The 18774-nt window shown below is 70.7% G+C and carries 14 protein-coding genes; 2 read left to right on the top strand and 12 right to left on the bottom strand.

Annotated features, from left to right (window positions below; all coding sequences use genetic code 11):
* Positions 1–45: 45 nt before the first annotated feature.
* From QQM67_RS04575 to QQM67_RS04525, 11 genes are all read right to left on the bottom strand, one after another.
* The gene (locus tag QQM67_RS04575; protein WP_314172284.1) at positions 46–1353 is read right to left on the bottom strand and encodes an Ohr family peroxiredoxin; all 1308 of its coding nucleotides are present in this window, start codon (positions 1351–1353) and stop codon (positions 46–48) included.
* Positions 1350–2711 (bottom strand): M20/M25/M40 family metallo-hydrolase, encoded by a 1362-nt coding sequence (locus QQM67_RS04570; RefSeq protein ID WP_314172283.1) that lies wholly within the window; start codon positions 2709–2711, stop codon positions 1350–1352. Before QQM67_RS04570 ends, QQM67_RS04575 begins: the two co-directional genes overlap by 4 nt.
* Before the next feature lie 41 nt (positions 2712–2752).
* On the bottom strand, positions 2753–3517 hold the full coding sequence (locus QQM67_RS04565; protein WP_314172282.1) for an SDR family NAD(P)-dependent oxidoreductase: 765 nt from the start codon (positions 3515–3517) through the stop codon (positions 2753–2755).
* Positions 3514–4401: an ABC transporter permease gene (locus tag QQM67_RS04560; RefSeq protein WP_314172281.1), complete on the bottom strand. Its 888-nt coding sequence runs from the start codon at positions 4399–4401 to the stop codon at positions 3514–3516. Before QQM67_RS04560 ends, QQM67_RS04565 begins: the two co-directional genes overlap by 4 nt.
* Positions 4402–4412: 11 nt before the next feature.
* Positions 4413–5243 (bottom strand): ABC transporter ATP-binding protein, encoded by an 831-nt coding sequence (locus QQM67_RS04555; protein ID WP_314172280.1) that lies wholly within the window; start codon positions 5241–5243, stop codon positions 4413–4415.
* A 36-nt stretch (positions 5244–5279) separates the two neighbouring features.
* Entirely contained in the window at positions 5280–6395 is a 1116-nt protein-coding gene (locus tag QQM67_RS04550; protein ID WP_314172279.1) for an ABC transporter substrate-binding protein, read from the bottom strand.
* On the bottom strand, positions 6392–6829 hold the full coding sequence (locus QQM67_RS04545) for a nuclear transport factor 2 family protein (RefSeq protein WP_314172278.1): 438 nt from the start codon (positions 6827–6829) through the stop codon (positions 6392–6394). Before QQM67_RS04545 ends, QQM67_RS04550 begins: the two co-directional genes overlap by 4 nt.
* Positions 6829–7140, bottom strand: a complete 312-nt coding sequence (locus QQM67_RS04540) for a hypothetical protein (RefSeq protein WP_314172277.1) — start codon at positions 7138–7140, stop codon at positions 6829–6831. Before QQM67_RS04540 ends, QQM67_RS04545 begins: the two co-directional genes overlap by 1 nt.
* Positions 7141–7147: 7 nt before the next feature.
* Positions 7148–8212: a class I SAM-dependent methyltransferase gene (locus QQM67_RS04535; RefSeq protein WP_314172276.1), complete on the bottom strand. Its 1065-nt coding sequence runs from the start codon at positions 8210–8212 to the stop codon at positions 7148–7150.
* 288 nt (positions 8213–8500) lie between these two features.
* Positions 8501–10546, bottom strand: coding sequence for an oxidoreductase (locus QQM67_RS04530; RefSeq protein ID WP_314172275.1), 2046 nt, complete (start codon positions 10544–10546; stop codon positions 8501–8503).
* 608 nt (positions 10547–11154) lie between these two features.
* Complete coding sequence (locus tag QQM67_RS04525; RefSeq protein ID WP_399065774.1) at positions 11155–13077, bottom strand: SpoIIE family protein phosphatase; 1923 nt, start codon at positions 13075–13077, stop codon at positions 11155–11157.
* A gap of 117 nt (positions 13078–13194) precedes the next feature.
* Here QQM67_RS04525 and QQM67_RS04520 point away from each other — a divergent pair, with 117 nt between their 5' ends.
* Both QQM67_RS04520 and QQM67_RS04515 read left to right on the top strand, forming a co-directional pair.
* Positions 13195–15795, top strand: a complete 2601-nt coding sequence (locus tag QQM67_RS04520; RefSeq protein WP_314172273.1) for an ATP-binding protein — start codon at positions 13195–13197, stop codon at positions 15793–15795.
* On the top strand, positions 15792–16457 hold the full coding sequence (locus QQM67_RS04515) for a response regulator (protein ID WP_314172272.1): 666 nt from the start codon (positions 15792–15794) through the stop codon (positions 16455–16457). Before QQM67_RS04520 ends, QQM67_RS04515 begins: the two co-directional genes overlap by 4 nt.
* A gap of 173 nt (positions 16458–16630) precedes the next feature.
* Here QQM67_RS04515 and QQM67_RS04510 read toward each other — a convergent pair whose 3' ends face one another.
* Positions 16631–18550, bottom strand: a complete 1920-nt coding sequence (locus QQM67_RS04510; RefSeq protein ID WP_314172271.1) for an AMP-dependent synthetase/ligase — start codon at positions 18548–18550, stop codon at positions 16631–16633.
* Positions 18551–18774 lie beyond the last annotated feature (224 nt).

Genomic DNA, 18774 nt, shown 5'->3' with positions numbered 1-18774 from the left:
GTTCCGGCGTGAATGGCTCACGGCGCTATTGAGGTGCCGGTGACGTCAAGTGCCGCCGCTCACCTCGGTGGTGACCTCGATGTTGCCGCGAACGGCTCTGGAGTACGGACAGATGGTGTGGGTGAGCGCCACCAGTTCCTCCAGCGTCTGCTGCGGGCACTCGGGTGCGGCGACCCCGAGGCGGACCGCTATGCCGTACGTGCCGCCCGGCAGCGCGCCGAGAGTGACGGACGCGCTGACGGTCACCGGACCGGCGGTGACGCTCCTGCGCCGCTCGGCGACGCCGAGCGCGCCGCCGAAACAGGCCGCGTAGCCCGCAGCGAACAGTTCCTCCGGGTCGGTTCCGGTGTCGCCCTCACCGCGCTCGGCCGGCCGGGTCAGGTCCACGTTCAGCGATCCGGTGCGGGAACGCACCCGTCCCGCGCGGCCGCCCAGCACATCCACCGTGGCGGTGTAGACCGGCTTGAAGGAGGCGGGCCCGAACGAGGAGCCGGGCGAGGGATCGGGCGAAGCGGCCGCCTCCGTGTGGGACAGCACGTGCGCGGCGACGGCGTCCGCGAACTCCTGCGGTTTCTCCTCGGCGACGAAGTCGGTGCCGCCCTCGATGCGGATCAGCGGGGCGGCCGGGAAGGCCGCCGTGACGACGTCGTTCATGCGGTCGAGGACGTCTTCGCTGCCGTGCAGCAGCAGGGTCGGCACCTCTTTGAGGGTTTCTCCGAGGGCTTCCGTGTCGGCCCGGTGGGCGAAGACGGCGCGGTAGGCGACTCCGTAGTCCGGGCCGACGCTGAGGTACTCGGCGACCTGGCGGCTGCACGACTCGGCGGAGATCGTCGGGTAGAGCCGACGGATCCGGTCCCAGACGACCTTCAGATGGTCACCGTCGAGGCCGGGGGTGTAACCAGGGGCGTAGTCGGCGGCCTTCTCGGCTCGCTCTTCGTCGCTGTAGAGCGGAATGCCCTGGAGGATCAGGCTCAGCACCCGGTCGCGCTGCTGGAGCGCGGCCTCGGCGCAGACGATCGCGCCGGTGTGCTGGCCGAGGAAGTGCAGCCTGTCGAAGCCGAGTTCGTCGGCGATCTGCCACAGCGCTCCCGCGTACTCGGGTATGGACCACTGCCCGGGGGTGGCGTCCGACATGCCGAAGCCGGGGATGTCGACGGCGACGGTGTCCAGTCCATGGGCGGCGAGCGCGGCCATCGCCGGTTCGTAGGTGGCGGAGGACAGCGGCGACTGGTGGACGACGACGAGCGCGGGGCCGTCTCCCTCGCCGGAGCGGCGGAAGTGGACCTGTCCCCAAGGCAGTTGGAGGTACCCGCGGCGTGCGGCTCCCTTCATGTGGGTGACCCGGGTGCTCATGCCCGTACCGCCAGCGCCGCCATGATCTCGATGACGTGTTTGATGCCCATGCGGTAGTCCTCCAGGCGTATGTGCTCGTTCGGGCCGTCGATGCCGGCGTCGGCGCGCGAGACGCCCACGCCCACGATGGGCAGGCCCGCCAGCACGCCCTGGTTGCCGATCCACTGGGTGTACGGCTCGATGAGCGGCTCGGCGTGATAGGCGGCGCGGGCCGCCTCGGCGACGAGGTGCACGAACGGGTGGGTGTGATCGGTGATGTGCGGGCGGCTGCGGGCCATCACGGCGACGGCGACGTCCTCGAAGCCGCCCTCCGCGAGGTGACCGCGGACTGCCGCCAGCACCCGCTCGGGGTCCTGGCCGGGAACGAGGCGGATCTCGACCTTTGCGGCGGCGGTGGCGGGGATGCCGAGGGTGACGTCGTCCGCGTCGTCGCCCCCGGCGATGCTGGTGACGGTGATGGTCGGAACGGTGCGGATGGCGACGGCGGCCTCGGTGTCGCTCAGGTCCCCCCTGAAGGTGTCGACACCTGCTCGGCCCTTCAGGAACGCACCGTCGAACGGCAGCTTTTCGAGCAGGGCGCGCTCGGCGTCCGTGGGGACGCGGGCGTCGTCCGCGAAACCCTTGACCGCCGGGGTGCCGTCGGGGTGTACGAGAGTGGCGAGCGCGCCGATGAGCCGGGCGGTGGCCGACGGCAGCAACGCGGTGTTCTGACTGGTGAGTTCGCGAGTGAGCGAGGTCGCGGTCAGACGCAGGTAGAGGATGCCCTTCTCACCGAGTTTCAGCAGCGGGCGGCCCTCACCGTCGCACCATGAGTTCTCCCACAGGGCGGCGTCGGCCGCGAGCCGGTCCGCGTGGGCCTCCACGAAACTGCCGAGTCCCGGGCTGTGCAGCATCTGCTTGCCCTCCATGATGTAGCGGCTCGTGACCGGAGGTTCCTGCCCGGAGAGCCGCCAGGCCGCCGCGGCGTGCAGCCGTGACATCAGGGCGCCCTTGTCGTCCGCCACACCCCGCGCGTACAGCCGGCCGTCGTGGATCGCGGCGGCATACGGGGGGCTGATCCACTGGGAGTCGTCGCCGGTGGGCTCCACCTCGACGTCGTAGTGGTTGAAGTGGAGGAGGCGCCGCTCACCGCCGTGGATCTCGGCGAGGACGTACGGGTGGGAGTGCTCCCACTCGACGATGTCGGCCGTGCCGCCCCAGCGTTCCACGGATCGCTTGAGGAACTCCGCTGTGGCGGCCATCTGTTCGGGCTCCTGGCGCCTGCTGCGGATGCGGCACAGCTCCTGGAGCTCGGTGACGAAGGTGTCGAAGTGCTCGTCGACCGCTGCGAGGGCGGTGTCGAGATCCAACTCGGGCATGCGGGGTGCTCCCGTTCCTGGTGGCGTCCTGGTGACGCCGGCTAGTGGATGACGGCTCCGCCGTCGACGAAGATCGTCTGACCGGTCGTCATGGCCGCTGCCGGGCTGAGGAGATGGGCGGCGGTCAGGGCTACGTCGAAGGGGCTGGCCATCCGTCCGAGCGGGATGCCGGCCATCTTGTGCGCCATGTACTCCTCGTCGGCGCGCACGTCCTCGGTCATGCCGGTCGGCACGATGGTCGGGCCGACCGCGTTGACGCGGATGTTGTCGGGGGCCCACTCCAGGGCCAGGACGCGGGCCATATGCATCACGCCCGCCTTGCTGACGCAGTATCCGAGAGTGTCGAGGACCGCGATGTGGCCGTTGGTGGAGCCGATGTTGACGATGCTGGCCTCGCCGGCGTCCCGCAACGCGGAGTAAGAGGCCCGCGACATCCGGAAAGTGCCGGTGAGGTTGACGTCGATGACGCGGGTGAAGTCCTCCTCGCTCATGGTGGCGGCCGGTCCCCTGCTGACGATTCCGGCGTTGTTGACGAGGTGGTCCAGCCGGCCGTGCGCGGCGAGGACCTCCTCGACCGTGCGGCGGCAGGACTGCGCGGAGCGGACGTCCAGGTGGTGCCGGGTGTGCACGCCGCCGAGGGGGACGGCGTCGTCCCACCGCTCTTCCGGGACGATGTCGGCGGCGGCGACAGCGGCACCCAGTCCGGCGAGGCGGCCCGCGATGGCGGCGCCGATGCCGCGGGCGGCGCCGGTCACGAGGGCCACCCTTCCGTCGAAGCGGAGCGGGTCGGGCTTCGCGCCGCTCACGCGCCGATCACCGTGTTGTCCTCGGCCCAGAAGGCGAAGCGCTTCTGGGCGGTACGGATGATGAAGTGCGCGATCAGGCCGAGGACCGACAGGACCACGAGGACCGCGAACATCCCTGCGATGTCGAAGTTGTAGTTGGCCTGGAGCAGCAGGTAACCCAGGCCTTCCTTGGCGCCGATGAACTCGCCGACGACCGCGCCGAGAATGGCGAAGACGATGCCGATGTCGAGGCCGGCGAAGATGAACGGCAGGGCACTGGGCAGCCGCACCCGCCGGAAGACATCGAACTTGCTGGCCCCGAAGACGGTCAGCATCTGCACGCGGTCGGCGTCCGCCGACCGCAGTCCCTCGACCACGTTGACCAGCATCGGGAAGAAGGAGATGACCGCGGCCATCACGAACTTGCTGGTCATGCCGAAGCCGAACCAGACCACGAACAACGGCGCGAGGGCCACTTTCGGCACGGTCTGGAAGGCCACGATGTAGGGCATCAGGGTCTTCTCGACGAGCCTCACCTGAGAGATCGCGGTGCCGAGCACCAGCGCGGCGCCGACGCCCAGCAAGAATCCGTAGAGGGATTCCAGCAGAGTGACCTTCATGTGCGTCCAGAAAAGAGCGTCGGACAGCTGTCGCCCGAGCGCCTCGACGATCTGGCTGGGACGCGGCAGCACGTACTCGTCGACGCCGAGAGCCGGGATCAGGTACTCCCACAGCACTACGACGACCACGAAGACGCCCGGAACCAGGACCCATTCGGGGTGGTCCCGCAGATCTCGCCAGCGGCGGGCCAGGAGGGACGCCTTGGCGGCGGCCGTCCCGTCCCCCGGTTCGGTGGGGCGCGATGTGGCGCCGTCGCCCTGCTCGGCTTCCTCGGTCATCGTCATGAGCGGCCTCATCAGTCGATCACGGCTTGGGCGTTGAAGTACGTACGGATCCGCTCGACGTAGACGCCGGCCCGGTCCGAGGCCATGACGCTGAGTTCACGCGGACGTTCGAGGTTGATGTCGATGACCTCCGCGATCCGGCCGGGGCGCGGGCTGAGCACGACCACCCGGTCGGAGAGGAACACCGCTTCGGGGATGGAGTGGGTGACGAGCACGACGGTCTTGCCGCTCTCCCGCCAGATCCGCAGGAGTTCGAGGTTCATGTACTCGCGCGTCATGGCGTCGAGCGCGCCGAACGGCTCGTCCATGAGCAGGACCTCCGGGTCGTGGACCAAGGCCCGGCAGATGCCGGCTCGCTGCTGCATGCCGCCGCTCAGCTCGTCCGGGTACTTGTCCTCGAACCCTTTGAGTCCGACCAACTCCAGCAGCCGGCCCGCCCGTTCGCGGTAGACGGCCTTGTCGAGGCGCTGGATCTCCGCGGGCACCATCACGTTCTGCAGGATGGTGCGCCAGGGCAGCAGCGTGGCCGCCTGGAAGACCATTCCGACCTGCGGCAGCGGACCGTCCACGTCGCGCCCTGCGACCCGCACCGTGCCCTCGGTCTTGGGTATGAGCCCGGCGAGGATCTTCAGCAGGGTCGTCTTGCCGCAGCCCGAGGGGCCGACGACCGAGATGAACTCACCGCGTGCGACGGTGAGGTCGATGTCGGACAGCGCGTGTGTGGGTTCGGACTTGCGGGGCCGGTAGACCTTGTGCAGTCCGCCGAGTTCGATCCAGCGGTTCTCGTCGGCCTCCGGGGCGGCTGCCACGCTCTGGCGACGCCCGAGAGTCTTCAGGGCCATATCGGCCTCCTTCGCCTTCCTTTGTGGCGTCGCCGCCTATTCGGCGGCGCTCTTCGCCTTGCTGATCACGGCGGCCGCGTCGAAGTCGTTGGCGTCTTTCAGGAGGCTGTCGTCCCAAAGGCTCTTGAAGTCGGGGGACTTCTTGATGGTCCCGGACGCCTTCATGTAGTCGGCCGTCTTGTTCCACGCCCCGCCGCTGATGGCGCCCCAGTCCTTGAAGGACTCCGGTTCGCCTTCGGCGGGCACGGCCGTCTTCACCCAGGTATCGAGGATCTTGCTGTCGTCCTTGACCCGTTCCTTGGCGCTCTTGCCCGAGAGGATCGCCGGGAATACGCCGTACCCGTCGCGCATGGCGGCCTCGGGGTTGACGGCACTGAACAGCAGTCCCTTGTACGAGGCCCGCAGGAACCGGGTGATCACGTCCCGCTTTTCGCGGAGGGTGTCCTCGCGTACCGCGTAGGTCAGCGACTGAATTCCCTTGAAGCGCTCGCCGTTCGGCAGGTAGTGGAACTTCTTGCCGCTCAGCTCCAGGGTGGTGTACGCCTGCGTGTACAGGGCCAGCGCGTCCACCTTTCCGCTGTCCAGCGCTGAAAGGGCCTGGCTGCCGACGCCGACGGGTATCAGGTCGACGTCCTTCTCCGGGTCCAGCCCCGCGTCTTCGGCGAAGGCGCGCGCGTACGGGGCCGAACCGGATGCGAGGCTGATGACGCCGATCTTCTTGCCCTTGAGGTCCTCGGGGCTCTGGACCTTGCCGTCCGGCTTCGTCGCGATACGCCAGGGCCAGTTCTGCACCAGGCCGCCGACCGCGACGACGGGGACGCCCTTCTCCCGGGCGGCCAGAACGGCGCTCGCGTCGGCCGGGGTGATGTCGGCGCTGCCCGAGGCGACCGCCTGGACGGAGGCGACCGAGCCGTCGGCGTTGGACGTCTTGACGTTCAGTTTCTCCTCGCCGAGGAAGCCTTCCTTCTTGGCCACCGCATAGGTGGCGACCTCTTCCTTCGGGCCGATGACGGCGGAGGCGATGGCCAGGTCGACGGTCGCCTTCTTCCCCGGGGCGGACGAGGATCCGGAGGAGCCGCCGCCGCAGGCGGCGAGGGCGCTCATGGCGAGAAGTGCCACGGCGCCGGCGCCGATTCGCAGTGCATGGTTCATGATCGGTACCTCTGCTGTTCAGTGGAGTCGCGGAGTGTGCCGCCGCCCGGGGAGCCGCTCCCGGTCTCGGCGAGGTCGTTGTAGACGTGCTGTTCGGCGATGAGCCCGTCGCGCAGAACGAAGACGTCGGCGTAGCGGACGTCTTCGAAGAGCTCTCCGTCCGTGCCCTGGCCGTAGAGCGTGCCGAGCGAGGTGACGGTCACCAGACCGTCCGGGGTGCTGCCCTCGAAGTACCGGTCGCGCCGCTTGCGCACCCACTGGTACCGGCCGCGCTGCCGGACGGCCATTTCGGGCAGGGAGCCGTAGACGGCACCCCCCGGGAACACGATGCGGGCTCCCGGGACGAGCATCTTCCCCGCCTCTTCCAGGTCGCGGTCCTCGCAGAGCTGGAGGTACCGGTCGACCGCCGCACTGGGGGCGCGCCCTGTAGCCATCAGCCGGCCCTCTTCTTCAGCGTCGACTCCCACTGGTCGCGCAGCGGGTGCTCGGCGGGGCCCGACTCGGTGATGATCCGCATGAGCCGGGCGACGACGGCCTCGCGTCGGTTGTCCAGCACGCGCTGCTCGTCCTCGGTGGGTTCCAGGGCGTCCAGTTCGCCGTCGGCGAGCACTCCGTGCCTCACCAGCAGCGCCTCCATCGCGTGCAGGCGCTGGCTGGTGACGTGGAGTTCGGTGCTGACCTGGAGCAGCAGGTCGAACAGCTTGCCGGTGTTCCGGTCGCGGAAGTAGTCGAATTCCTCGGTCATGGCCGCCTCAGCTCTCCGGCTTGGTCGCTGTCAGAACGGCCCATGGGAAGTGCCACTCCGTGCGGTCGCCCCAGCCCTCGGGGCGCTTGCCGTCACGGCGTTCGTCGAAAGGCGTCCAGCCGGCGTCGGTCAGGCCTGCCTCGGCGCAGACGCCGAGCAGGTCGGTCGCGAACAGATGGCGGAAGAAGGGCTCGTTGTTCCGCTCGGCGTGCTCGTAGATCGTGGCGTCGCGGAAGGGATCGCCGGTGGTCTGGAACTCCAGGAAGCTCATGGTGCCGCCGGGCTTGAGCAGCCTGGCCGCTTCGCGGACGGTCTCGCGGACCGCGTCGGAGGGCATCTCGTGCAGCACCATGGTGCCGGTGACGACGTCGCAGGAGGCGTCGTCCAGGCCGGTGGCACGGCCGTCGGCCTGGAGGTAGGTGATGGCGCCTCCCTCGGCGTGCGCGAGGCGGAGGCCGGGTGCGGCGAGGTCGATTCCGATGACCTCGGCACCGGGGTACTTGGCCACCAGGGGGCGGGTGCTCTTGCCGAATCCGCAGCCGATGTCCAGGACTTGGGTGGCGCCCGGCACGTCGGGCAGGGCTGTCTCGGTGAACAGCCGGTGGAACTTGTAGCCGTCGTTGTCGCGCAGCATCACGATCCGCGCGCCCAGTTCGTAGACGTAACCGCTCAGGTCGTCGGAGTAGAAGCTGCCGGGCTGGATGTGGATGTCGTAGTCCGTGTACCAGGCGGGCAGTTCCAGGTGGGGGTCGAGCACGAGCCGGCCCTCGGGCGTTTCGGAAGTCTGTTCCAGCAGCTGCCGCAGCTCCTCGCCGCGGCCGAGGACGGCTTCGCCGACGGTCTTCCACAGCATCTTCTGCTGCACCCGCTCCAGGTGGCTGTACCAGGGGTACAGGCTCAGTTCCCGCATACGGTCCGAGGCGCCGTCCACCGTGCCTTCCGCCGGACCTTCCGCTTCGTACTCGCTGACGAGGGCCGGGTAGACGGTGTCGGACCAGCGCTTGCGCAGCGTCAGGATGAAGTCCACGGACGAGCGTTCGTCGAGGGTGAGTTGGTCCTCGATGTCGATCATGTGTCTCTCCTGTTCGGGTGGGGCGGCGGGGCGTGCGGAAGCCGGGGACCGGCGATGAAGGGCACAACGCGGCCCGGGAGCGTGATGGCGATAGGTGCGACCGGAGCGGGCCCGGCCGAGGACCCGGACGGATGTCCTCGGGTGCGGGCGAGCCGGCCGGAGCGGCCCCGAACGGGTTGCGTCGGGGATCGCCCGGGCGAGAGCGCGGCCTGTGGATCGGCCGCCGTCCGGCGGTTCCGTGCGTCGGTCGAACGGTGAGTGGTTGGGAGTACGGGTTGCGAGTACGGGTCAGTGGGCCTGGGCAAGGAGTCCGGCGGCGGTGACCGCGTCGGTCAGGAAGGTTCCGGCGAGCCGGCCTTCGTACACGGCCTCCAGCGCGGTGCGGGGGGCGTTGGCATCACCGACCACGTGGACGCGCGGGGCGTCGTCCCGGGTGTCGAGGGCCCGGTACAGTCCGTCGTCGGCCACCGGCAGTCCCACGTCCAAGACGGCCGTGACGCCGGTGAGTTCTTCGGTGTGGCCGCAGAGCGTGTCACGCAGGACGACGCTGTCGCCCCGTGCCGCTGCCACGTCCCGCATGGGATGCGACCTGACCCCCAGCTCACCCAGCCGGCTGGTCAGCGCCAGCTTGGAGTACGTGGTGATCTTCGAGGCGAAGGAGGCAGTGGGCGACAGCATGTGCACCTGAGCGCCGCCCCGGGCGAGGCTCTCGGCGACGGAGGCCGCCGCCCAGCCGCCTTGATCGTCCCGGACGAGCACCGTGCCGAGCAGCGGGGCGACAGGAGCCCTCAACGCGGCAATCGCCTCCAGGATGTCGAATACGGGCGGTCCGTCCGGCAGTTCACGCTTCCCGGGACGGGCACCGGTCGCGACGACGACGTCGTCGAAGCCGTCGAGACGTCCTCCGGGCAGCAGATCCGCCGCTGCCACCGGCTCGCCGAGCCGCACGGTCACGGCAGAACGGCCGAGTTCGCGGACGAGGTCGGCGACCATCAGGCCCAGCCGTTCCCGGCCCGGCACCGTGGCCGCGTCGGAAATCCGGCCGCCCAGCGCCCGGCCGGCCTCGACGAGGGTGACCTCGAACCCGGCCCGCTCAGCGGCCAGGGCGGCCTCCATCCCCGCGGGACCCCCGCCGACGACCAGGACACGCCTGATCGTGACCGGGTCGGCGGCCGCGGTAAGACCCGACCGCACCGCCGCCCACTCCGCTTCGGAACCGACCTCCGGGTTGACCACACACGAGATCGGCAGGTTCGCCTCCAGCCGTCCGACACAGCCCTGGTTGCAGGCGATGCAGGAGCGGACGTCGTGCGGACGGCCCTCGTGGGCGCGGCGGACCAGGTACGGATCGGCGATGTGCGGCCGGGCCAGTCCGACGAGGTCCGCCTCTCCGGCCGTGACGAGTGCGGCCGCCTCGGGCACGCTGTCCAGACGGCAGACCGCCAGCACCGGGAGATCCGGGAACTCCTTCTTGAACAGGGCCGCGTGGTGCCGGAACTGGGCGTGCTCGAAGCTCATGTCCGCCATCTGTGTACCCAGCGAGTAGCTGCCGTGGTAGGCGGCGTGACTGGCGTGCACGTAGAGCAGCGGGAACTCCTGCCGCAGCAGGCCGACGATCTCGACCATGTCGGAAGGCGTGAGCCCACCGGGCAGAAACTCGTCGACGCTGATGCGAATGCCCATGGGGAGTCCCGGCGCCTGCGCCAGGACTTCGGTCAGCACCTCGCGCGCGAACCGCAGCCGCCCGTCGGGGCTTCCGCCGTAGGCGTCGGTACGGGTGTTGGTGAACGGCGACAGGAACTGCTCGATCAAATGGCCGTGGCCGAGATGGATCTCGACACCGTCGTAGCCGGCCCGCTGCATGCGACGGGCCGCCGCGCCGAAGGCCCGCACCACGATGGAGATGTCCCCGCGGCCCATGGCGTGCGGGATGTGCATCCCGGCCGCCCACGGGGCGGTGCCCGGAGACCATGCGGCGGTACGGGTGGCGTCCCCGCCGGCCTGGCGGCCGGTGTGCAGTAGTTGGGCGAACAGCCGCGTGCCGTGCGTCTGCACCGCCTCGGCGACGGCCGCGTACTGCGGAATGGAGGAGTCGTCGAAGCTGCCGAGGCTGATGTGGCGGCCGGAGCTGGTCGGATGGACCCGGATGCCCTCGGTGATGATCAGTCCGACTCCGCCGCGGGCGCGCTCGCGGTGGTAGGCCGTGTGGCGCTCGGTGGGCCGGTTGTCGTGACCGAAATTCGTCGTATGCCCGGGGACGAAGACACGGTTGCGCAAGCGGACTCGGTCAAGGCTGACCGGGGACAGGAGGGTCTCGATGTCAGGAGTTGTCACTTATGCTCCCTCCAACCCGAGGCCCAGCGCCGGAACTTGTTCCGATGACATGAACGCTGTTCGTTTGACCGGAACAGTAGAGCGGGGCATACATCGCGTCAATCGAGACCCGTGAGTAACTTCTGTCGTTAACGCCCGGGGAGATATGGCTACATCGGCGAAACATCCGGACGGGAGAAGCACGGCAACCGGCGGGGCGTCCGCAACCGGCTGCGGAATCGGCCGCTGACGGCACACGGGAGCGGGTGTCCACCGCGTCCAGGGTCGAGGCGGCCGGGCCGCCGAGGGCGGCGAGCAGACCATGTCGGCCCGACCGCCGGGCGCACGCCGCTCCCACGGCCCCGCACATGCGCCCCGAAGAACCGCCGCACAGGCCGGAGTCCGGAGGCGTCGGGAGGGGAACAGGAGACAGCCGCGGCAGCGGCAACCACGGCGGCGAGTCCGGCAGCGTCGGCGACCGCGCACGGTACGCGTGTCTTGCCCGCGTGGGCGACCTCGCGCAGCGCCCGCAGGCGCAGCGCGCGCAGGCGACGGCCGCCGCATCCACAGCCGCCGGCGCGCCCGCGGCCACGGCTGCCCTTCGGTCAAATCCGGCGCGCTCGCGCCGGTCAGGCGCCCCCGTGTGCCCGGAGCACCAGCAGCGCCAGGTCGTCCGCCGCAGCACCGTCGCCGAAGGCGTGGACCGCACGACGGACCCTCTCCGCCGTCGCCGCCGCGTCGAGACCGCCGCACCCCGCGAGCACCGCCGCGAGCCCGTCGTCGTCATCGAACTGCCGCCGGCCGCAGCGCCGTTCGGTGACGCCGTCCGTGACGCACAGCAGCGTCTCGCCGGGTTCCAGGACGACGCTCTGGCTCTCGTACGAGACGTTCTCCTCGACGCCGAGCAGGAGTTGGGGCTCCGCCGCCGGACGCACCTTCCCCGAGGCCTCGCGCACCAGCGGCAGCGGATGGCCCGCGCAGACGAGGGTGCAGCGGGTGCCGCCGCCCTCGGAGGCGGGGCGCGGGGTCAGTTCGCCGTAGATCATGGACAGGAAGCGGGTCTGCTCGCCGACTTCGCGGTTGAGCCGGTCCATCACCTCGGGCACGCCGTGGCCCTCGCGGGCGAGCAGCCGCAGCACGGGGCGGGCGAGGCCGGTGACGACGGCGGCCTCGGGGCCGTTGCCGCACACGTCACCGAGGGCGAACCGCCAGCGCCCGTCCGTCCCTTCGAAGAAGTCGTAGAAGTCGCCGCCCGCCCAGGAGCCCTCGCCGGCGGGCTCGTAGACGACGGCCGTCTCGACGCCCGGCACGGCGACGTCTCCCGACGGCAGCAGCCCCCGCTGGAGCACCCGGCTGATGGTGGCTTGACGCGTGTAGCGGCGGGCGGAGAGCACCGCCTGGGCGACGCGGCGCGCGAAGTCCTCGACGATGCCGACGACTTCGCCAGGGATGCGGATGAGTCCGGCGCGCCCGATGACGAGCGCGCCCACGGTCCGTCCGCCGACGACGAGGCGGCAGCCGACCGCCGCGCCGCCCGGCCCGTAGGCGGACGCCTGGCCCGGCCAGTCCCACGGGACGGCCCGGCCGGGCGGCGTGCGGCCCGTGAGGTGCGGCGGCGACGCCTTGAGTTCGCCGCGCAGCTCGTCCATGCGCTCCTCCTGCGTGTGCCATACGCGCGAGAGGCGGAGCGGGGCGCCCGCGTCGGGGTCGGCGAGCCAGACGGCGCACCAGTCGGCGAAGCGCGGGACGAGCAACTGGCAGGCCAGGGAGGCGACTCGGTCCTCGTCGGTCTGGCCGGCGAGGAGGTCGGAGGCCTCGGCGAGGAAGGAGAGGATGCCGTGGTCGATCCAGTCGGGGTCATGGCGGCGTACGGCTCCCGCGGGGCGCTGCGGCGTCGGGGCGAGGCTCCCCGTCAGGCTGACCGGGCCGCGCTGCCCGGCGCGCTCGTCCGCGGCGGCGCCCGGAGCGGGCACCGACGCGGCCGTACGGTACGCCTCGGCGTCCTCCCCGGCGGCCAGGCCCTCATCAGCCAGGCCCTCATCGGTCAGCCTCTCACCGGCCGTGCCCTCACCGGCCTCGCTCGGCAGCCGGAACCAGACCGTCTTGCCGTCCCGCCGGTAGGTGACGCCCCACTCCTCGGCGAGGGCCGCCACCAGGCGCAGCCCGTGACCCTGATGGCCGTCGCGGGTGCCGTCCGGGTCCTCGCCGGCAGCGCGGGTCTCCACGGCGCGGGTGGGGTGCCGGTCGGCGACCTCGACGGCCAGGGTGCGGCCCTCGTGACGGCACTCCAGGCGCACCGAGGTCCCGGCGTGCACGACCGCGTTCGTCACCAACTCGCTGGCCAGCAGGGTGACATCCTCGACCGTCCGGACGGGGACCTCCCAGCCGCGCAGCGCCGTACGCACGAACTCCCGCGCGGCGGAAGGCGCTCGCGCGTTGCCCGCCAGCGCCTCCCGTACAACGGCGGATCCGGCAGTGCGGACGGGTGCGCCCGCGTCATGGCGCGTGCGCTCCTCCACCTCGTCCGCTTCCCCCCAGCGCGTCGACGACATCCCCACAGTGCCTGCCCCCACCACTTCTCCGGTTACTCCTCACGGGATTATCGCAAGGGTGACAGACTGAGCCGATCCAGATGCGCCGGGTGACCAAACCGATGAGGCGGCATTGCCATGAGTGGTCAAGTGTCCGGACTTCCGGACAACGCCCTGAACGCGGGTGCGGGTCCGCATGATCCGCAAGGTCTGCATCCCGTGCTCTGCGCTCTGCGCGCCCTGCGCGACGGCGACTTCACCGCCCGGGTCGAGGTGGCCCGGGACGTGGCTCCCGGCGTGCACACCGACCTCGCCGACACCGTCAACCAACTCGCGGCGCGCACGGAGCACCTGGCGACGGAGCTGATGCGGGTACGCGCGGACGTCGTGCGCCGTGGCCGTGTGGACGAACGGCTGACCGCCAGTCCCGGCCAGGGCATGTGGACGGACTCCGTACACGCCGTCAACACCCTTCTGGAGACGCTCCTCGGGTCACGGGCCGAGGCCACCCGGGTGCTCGCCGCCGTCGCCGACGGCGATCTGTCACGCCGTGTCGATCTGCACGAGAACGGCAGGGCGCTGCGGGGCGAACTGCGCCGTCTGGGGCGCACGGTGAACCGCATGACCGATCAACTCGCCCTCTTCACCGGTGAGGTGACGCGCGCCGCGCTCGACGAGGAGGGGGACGGCGGCGGGCGCGGCCCGGACGGCAAGCACAGCGGGCCGGTCACCACGCACACCACCGCCGGGGGCCTGTCCGGCAGTTGGCGGGACGCCGCCGAGGCGGTCAACAGGATGGTCTCCGATCTGCGGGAGACCACGCGGGCCAAGGAGTGGCTGGAGTCCAACCTCACCCGCCTCGCCGCGCTGATGCAGGGCCGCCGCGACATACGCGAGATCGCCGAGCCGATCATGCGGGAGCTTCCGCCGCTGGTGGGCGCGCAGTTCGGCGCGTTCTTCCTCGCCGAGGGCCCCGAGGACGAGGCCGCCACGGGCGACGGGGAGCTGAGCTATGTCGCGGGCTACGGCACCGCCGCGTACGAGCCGGGCGCCCGGCCGCACGGTGCGCGCGGGCACGGTGCGCGCGGGCACAGCCTGGTCGCGCAGGTCGTGGCGGAGAAGCGGCGGCTGCTGCTGACGGACGTGCCGCCCGACTATCTGCCCATCGGCTCCGGGCTGGGCGAGGCACGGCCGGCGTGCGTCGTGATCCTGCCGGTGCTGTACGAGGACACGCTCCTCGGCGTCCTCGAACTCGCCTCCTTCAGCACCTTCAGCGACATCCACCTGGCCTTCTTCGACCAGTTCGTGCACACCATGGGCGTCGCCCTGCACACGATCAGGGCCAACACCGAACTCTCCGAGAAGGCCGCCCTGCTGGCCGCCTCCTCCCAGTACAAGACGCAGTTCCTCGCGAACATGTCGCACGAGCTGCGCACCCCGCTCAACTCGCTGCTCGTCCTCTCCCGGCTGCTCGCGGACAACGAGTCGGGGCGCCTGTCCGACGAGGAGGTGCGCTTCGCGCAGACCATCCACCGCTCGGGCACCGACCTGCTCTCCCTGATCAACGACGTGCTCGACCTGGCCAAGATCGAGTCCGGCCGGATGGAGGCCAGGCCGCGCCACCTGACGCTGCGCAAGCTGCTCGCGTACGTGGAGGACACCTTCCGCCCGATCGCGCACGACCGCGGGCTCGGGTTCTCCGTCACGTCCGCGCACGACGCGCCCGACGAACTCCACGTCGACGAGCGGCGGTTGCAGCAGGTGCTGCGCAACCTCCTGTCCAACGCGGTGAAGTTCACCGCAGAGGGCGGCATCGAACTGCACGCGGAGCGCGCCCGTGAGCGCGGCGAGAACGGCGAGGCACTGATCGCCTTCCGCGTCACCGACAGCGGCATCGGCATCGAGCCGGGCCAACTGCCGCGCATCTTCGAGGCGTTCCAGCAGGGGGACGGCTCCTCGCACCGCACCTACGGCGGTACGGGGCTCGGCCTGGCCATCAGCCGGGAGCTGGCCGGGCTGCTGGGCGGGAGCATCACGGTGGAGAGCACGCCGGGCTCCGGCAGCACCTTCACCCTGTACGTGCCCGCTGCGGTGCCCGCGGCGCCGGTGCCCGCCCCCGCCGCGGGCGCTCCGCAGGCCCACGAGGCGCCGGCCGCCGTACTGCCGGCACAGCTGCCGCCGTCCCGGGGCAACGGCCACGGCGGGGACCGCGCGGGTGGCGCCGACGCCAACGGGAACGCCCAGGTTCCGGGGGCGAGTTCGGCACAAACTTCCGCCACAACGCCCGCACCGGCCCCGCCGTCCGGCCTCGCCGCCTGGCAGACGGGCCGCGCCGCGCTCGTACTGCGCGACAAGCGGGCGCTGATCGTGGACGACGACATCCGCAACGTCTACGCACTGACCCATCTCCTGGGCCGGGTCGGCATGTCCGTGCGCTACGCGGAGAACGGAGCCGAGGCGCTGGCCGCTCTGCGCGACGGACCGGCCGTCGACTTGGTCCTGATGGACATCATGATGCCGAAGCTGGACGGCTACGAGGCGATCCGCGCCCTCCGCGCCGACCCCCGCTTCGAGGAGCTGCCCGTCGTCGCCCTCACCGCCCAGGCCATGCCGGGCGACGGCGAGCAGTCGCTCTCCGCGGGAGCCTCCGCCTACGTGCCCAAGCCGGTTGCCGTCGAAGCGCTGCTCGGCACGGTGCTCTCCCTGCTCGACCCGCACTCCTCACCGAGGCCGCAATGACATCCGAAGTCCACACCCGCATACCGCACACCTCGTACACCGGCCCGGCCGAGGAGGCGGGCATCCTCCTCGTCGACGACCGCGAGGACAACCTCGTCGCGCTCGAAGCGGTGCTCGGCGCGCTGGAGGTGCCGCTCGTACGGGCCACCTCCGGAGAGGAGGCCATGAAGGCGCTGCTGCGGCAGGAGTTCGCCGTCATCCTGCTGGACGTGCTGATGCCCGGCATGGACGGCTTCGAGACGGCGGGCCACATCAAGCGCCTGGACCAGACCCGCGACGTGCCGATCATCTTCCTGACCGGAGCCGAGTCCGCCTCCGAGGCCGGCTACACCTTCCGCGGCTACGCGACGGGCGCCGCGGACTATCTCACCAAGCCGTTCGACCCGTGGATGCTGCGCTCCAAGGTCTCCGTCTTCCTCGAACTGGACCGGAAGAACCGGCAGTTGCAGCGAGTGCTGGCCGGTGAGCGGGACAGGCTGGGCGAGTTCGAGCGGAGGCTGGAGCGCCTGGAGCGGCAGCTGAACCCCGCGGGGGCCGCGTCCACCGCAGGTGTGCACGCCCCGGCATCCGGCCCGCCCGCCGCGCCCGATGTGCCCGAACTCGCGCGGCGCATCGCCGAGTTGGCCGAGGCCCTGCACGAGCTCCGCACCGAGCTCCCCTGAGAGGCCGCGCACCGGCGGGCTGCCCGCCGCGCCGCCCGAACCGCACACCGTCAGCCCGCCCGTAGAGCGACGGCGTGAGCCGGGCGGCCGCCGTACGTGCCGCCCGGCTCACGCCGTCACTTCAGGTTTCTCAGGGGTTCCTGCTGCACACTCCCCTGGCGCGCGCCGCCGCCTCAGGCCTCGCGCGTCCCGGCGTACATCTCCTCGATGAGGTGCCCGAACTCCCGCTCCACCACGGGCCGCTTGAGCTTGAGGCTGGGCGTCAGCTCACCGTGCTCGATGTCCAGGTCGCGGGGCAGCACACGGAACTTCTTGATGGTCTGCCAGCGCTGGAGCGTGCCGTTGAGCTCCTCGACGTAGCCGTCGACCATCTGCCGCACCTCGTCGCTGGTGATGACCTCCGAGTACGGCTTGCCCTTCAGCTGCTCCTGCTCCTCCGCCCACGCGGTGAGGCTGACCTCGTCCAGCGCGATCAGAGCGGTGCAGAAGTTGCGGTCGGCGCCGTGCACCAGGATGTTGGAGACGTACGGGCACAGGGCCTTGAACTGGCCCTCCACCTCGGCTGGCGCGATGTACTTGCCGCCGGAGGTCTTGATCAGGTCCTTCTTGCGGTCCGTGATCCGCAGATAGCCGTCGTCCGACAGCTCGCCGATGTCGCCGGTGTGGAACCAGCCGTCGGCCTCCAGGACTTCGGCCGTCTTCTCCGGCAGCCCGTGGTAGCCCTCCATGATTCCGGGCCCGCGCAGCAGGATCTCGCCGTCCTCCGCGATGCGGACCTCGGTGCCGGCGAGCGGCTTGCCGACGGTGCCGGTGCGGTAGGCCTCGCCGGGGTTGACGAAGCTCGCCGCGGAGGACTCGGTCAGCCCGTACCCCTCCAGGATGTGGATGCCGGCGCCCGAGAAGAAGTAGCCGATGTCGGGCGCGAGGGCCGCCGATCCGGAGACGCACGCGCGCAGGCGCCCGCCGAAGGCCTCGCGGAGCTTGGCGTAGACGAGCCGGTCGGCGACGGCGTGCTTGGCCTTCAGACCGGCGGGCGCGGTGGCGTTGCCCGTACGGCGGAAGTTCTCCTGCGTGACCTTGGCGTACTCGCGGGCGACGCCCGCCGCCCACTGGAAGATCTTGTACTTGGCGGCACCTCCGGCCTTCGCCTTCGACGCGACGCCGTTGTAGACCTTCTCGAAGATCCTGGGCACGGCGGCCATGTACGTCGGCTGCACGACCGGAAGATTCTCGATGATCTTGTCTATGCGCCCGTCGACGGCCGTCACATGGCCGACCTCGATCTGCCCGGCCGTGAGCACCTTGCCGAAGACGTGGGCCAGCGGCAGCCACAGGTACTGCACGTCCTCGTCGGTCACCAGGCCGGACTGGGCGATGGCCTTCGCCATGTAGGCCCAGCAGTCGTGCGGCAGCCGGACGCCCTTGGGCTTGCCCGTGGTGCCCGAGGTGTAGATGAGCGTCGCGAGCTGGTCCGAACGGAGCGCCGCCACCGTGTTCTTGACGCACTCGGAGTCGTTCAGCAGGTGGTCGGTGCCGCGCCGGGTCAGCTCGGCGAGGCTGATCACCCAGCCCTCGGGGTCGCCGTGCTCGGGGCCGGTGCCGGCGGGGACGCCGCCCTCGGACTCGTCACCGGAGTCGATCAGGACGACGTGCTTGAGGCCGGGCAGGTCGGCGCGGTGCTGCCGCACCTTCTCCAGCTGCTCGACGTCCTCCGCGATCAGCACGCGGCTGTCGGAGTCGGCGAGGATGTACGCGGTCTCCTCGACGTTGGTGCTCGGGTAGACCGTGGTGGTCGCGGCGCCCGCGCACAGGATTCCGAGGTCGGCGAGGATCCAGTCGACCCGGGTGTTGGACGCGATGGCCACGCGCTCCTCGGGGGCCACACCGAGGGACATCAGCCCCGCGGCGATGCCGAAGACGCGATGCGCCGCCTGTCCCCAGGTGTAGCTGCGCCAGTCGTCCGGCCCCTCGCCCGCGGCGGAGGGCACCGGATAGCGGTAGGCCTCGGCGTCCGGGGTGGCCTCGACCCTTTCCAGGAAGAGTGTCGCCACGGAGGGCGGCCGGTTCTCGATCAGGGGTTGTGTGTCGGTCACGACATCCTCCGCTGGCACCTTTACTCGGTGTGATTTGCGTGGGGGTGAGTACTTGTTGACTCACGAGTAACTAGAAGCAGCGGCCAGCCTAGAGGCCGTCGGCGCCCAACGTAAGGGGGACGTCGCTCGGAATACCCCGATCACCTCGCGATCGTCACAGGCTCCCCAGGAAACACAGAGAGACGGGCCGAGAACGGCCCGTCTCACCCTGTTTCTGAACCTTT

The organism is Streptomyces winkii, from assembly GCF_032248595.1.
Taxonomy (GTDB): domain Bacteria; phylum Actinomycetota; class Actinomycetes; order Streptomycetales; family Streptomycetaceae; genus Streptomyces; species Streptomyces winkii.
This window is presented reverse-complemented; position numbering and strand designations above follow the sequence as displayed.

Coding starts and splice junctions, on each gene's coding strand:
- QQM67_RS04535 (WP_314172276.1), bottom strand. CDS start 8,212: ATGATCGACATCGAGGACCAACTCACCCTCGACGAACGCTCGTCCGTG.
- QQM67_RS04560 (WP_314172281.1), bottom strand. CDS start 4,401: ATGACGATGACCGAGGAAGCCGAGCAGGGCGACGGCGCCACATCGCGC.
- QQM67_RS04575 (WP_314172284.1), bottom strand. CDS start 1,353: ATGAGCACCCGGGTCACCCACATGAAGGGAGCCGCACGCCGCGGGTAC.
- QQM67_RS04545 (WP_314172278.1), bottom strand. CDS start 6,829: ATGGCTACAGGGCGCGCCCCCAGTGCGGCGGTCGACCGGTACCTCCAG.
- QQM67_RS04520 (WP_314172273.1), top strand. CDS start 13,195: ATGAGTGGTCAAGTGTCCGGACTTCCGGACAACGCCCTGAACGCGGGT.
- QQM67_RS04525 (WP_399065774.1), bottom strand. CDS start 13,077: ATGTCGTCGACGCGCTGGGGGGAAGCGGACGAGGTGGAGGAGCGCACG.
- QQM67_RS04515 (WP_314172272.1), top strand. CDS start 15,792: ATGACATCCGAAGTCCACACCCGCATACCGCACACCTCGTACACCGGC.
- QQM67_RS04550 (WP_314172279.1), bottom strand. CDS start 6,395: ATGAACCATGCACTGCGAATCGGCGCCGGCGCCGTGGCACTTCTCGCC.
- QQM67_RS04540 (WP_314172277.1), bottom strand. CDS start 7,140: ATGACCGAGGAATTCGACTACTTCCGCGACCGGAACACCGGCAAGCTG.
- QQM67_RS04555 (WP_314172280.1), bottom strand. CDS start 5,243: ATGGCCCTGAAGACTCTCGGGCGTCGCCAGAGCGTGGCAGCCGCCCCG.
- QQM67_RS04570 (WP_314172283.1), bottom strand. CDS start 2,711: ATGCCCGAGTTGGATCTCGACACCGCCCTCGCAGCGGTCGACGAGCAC.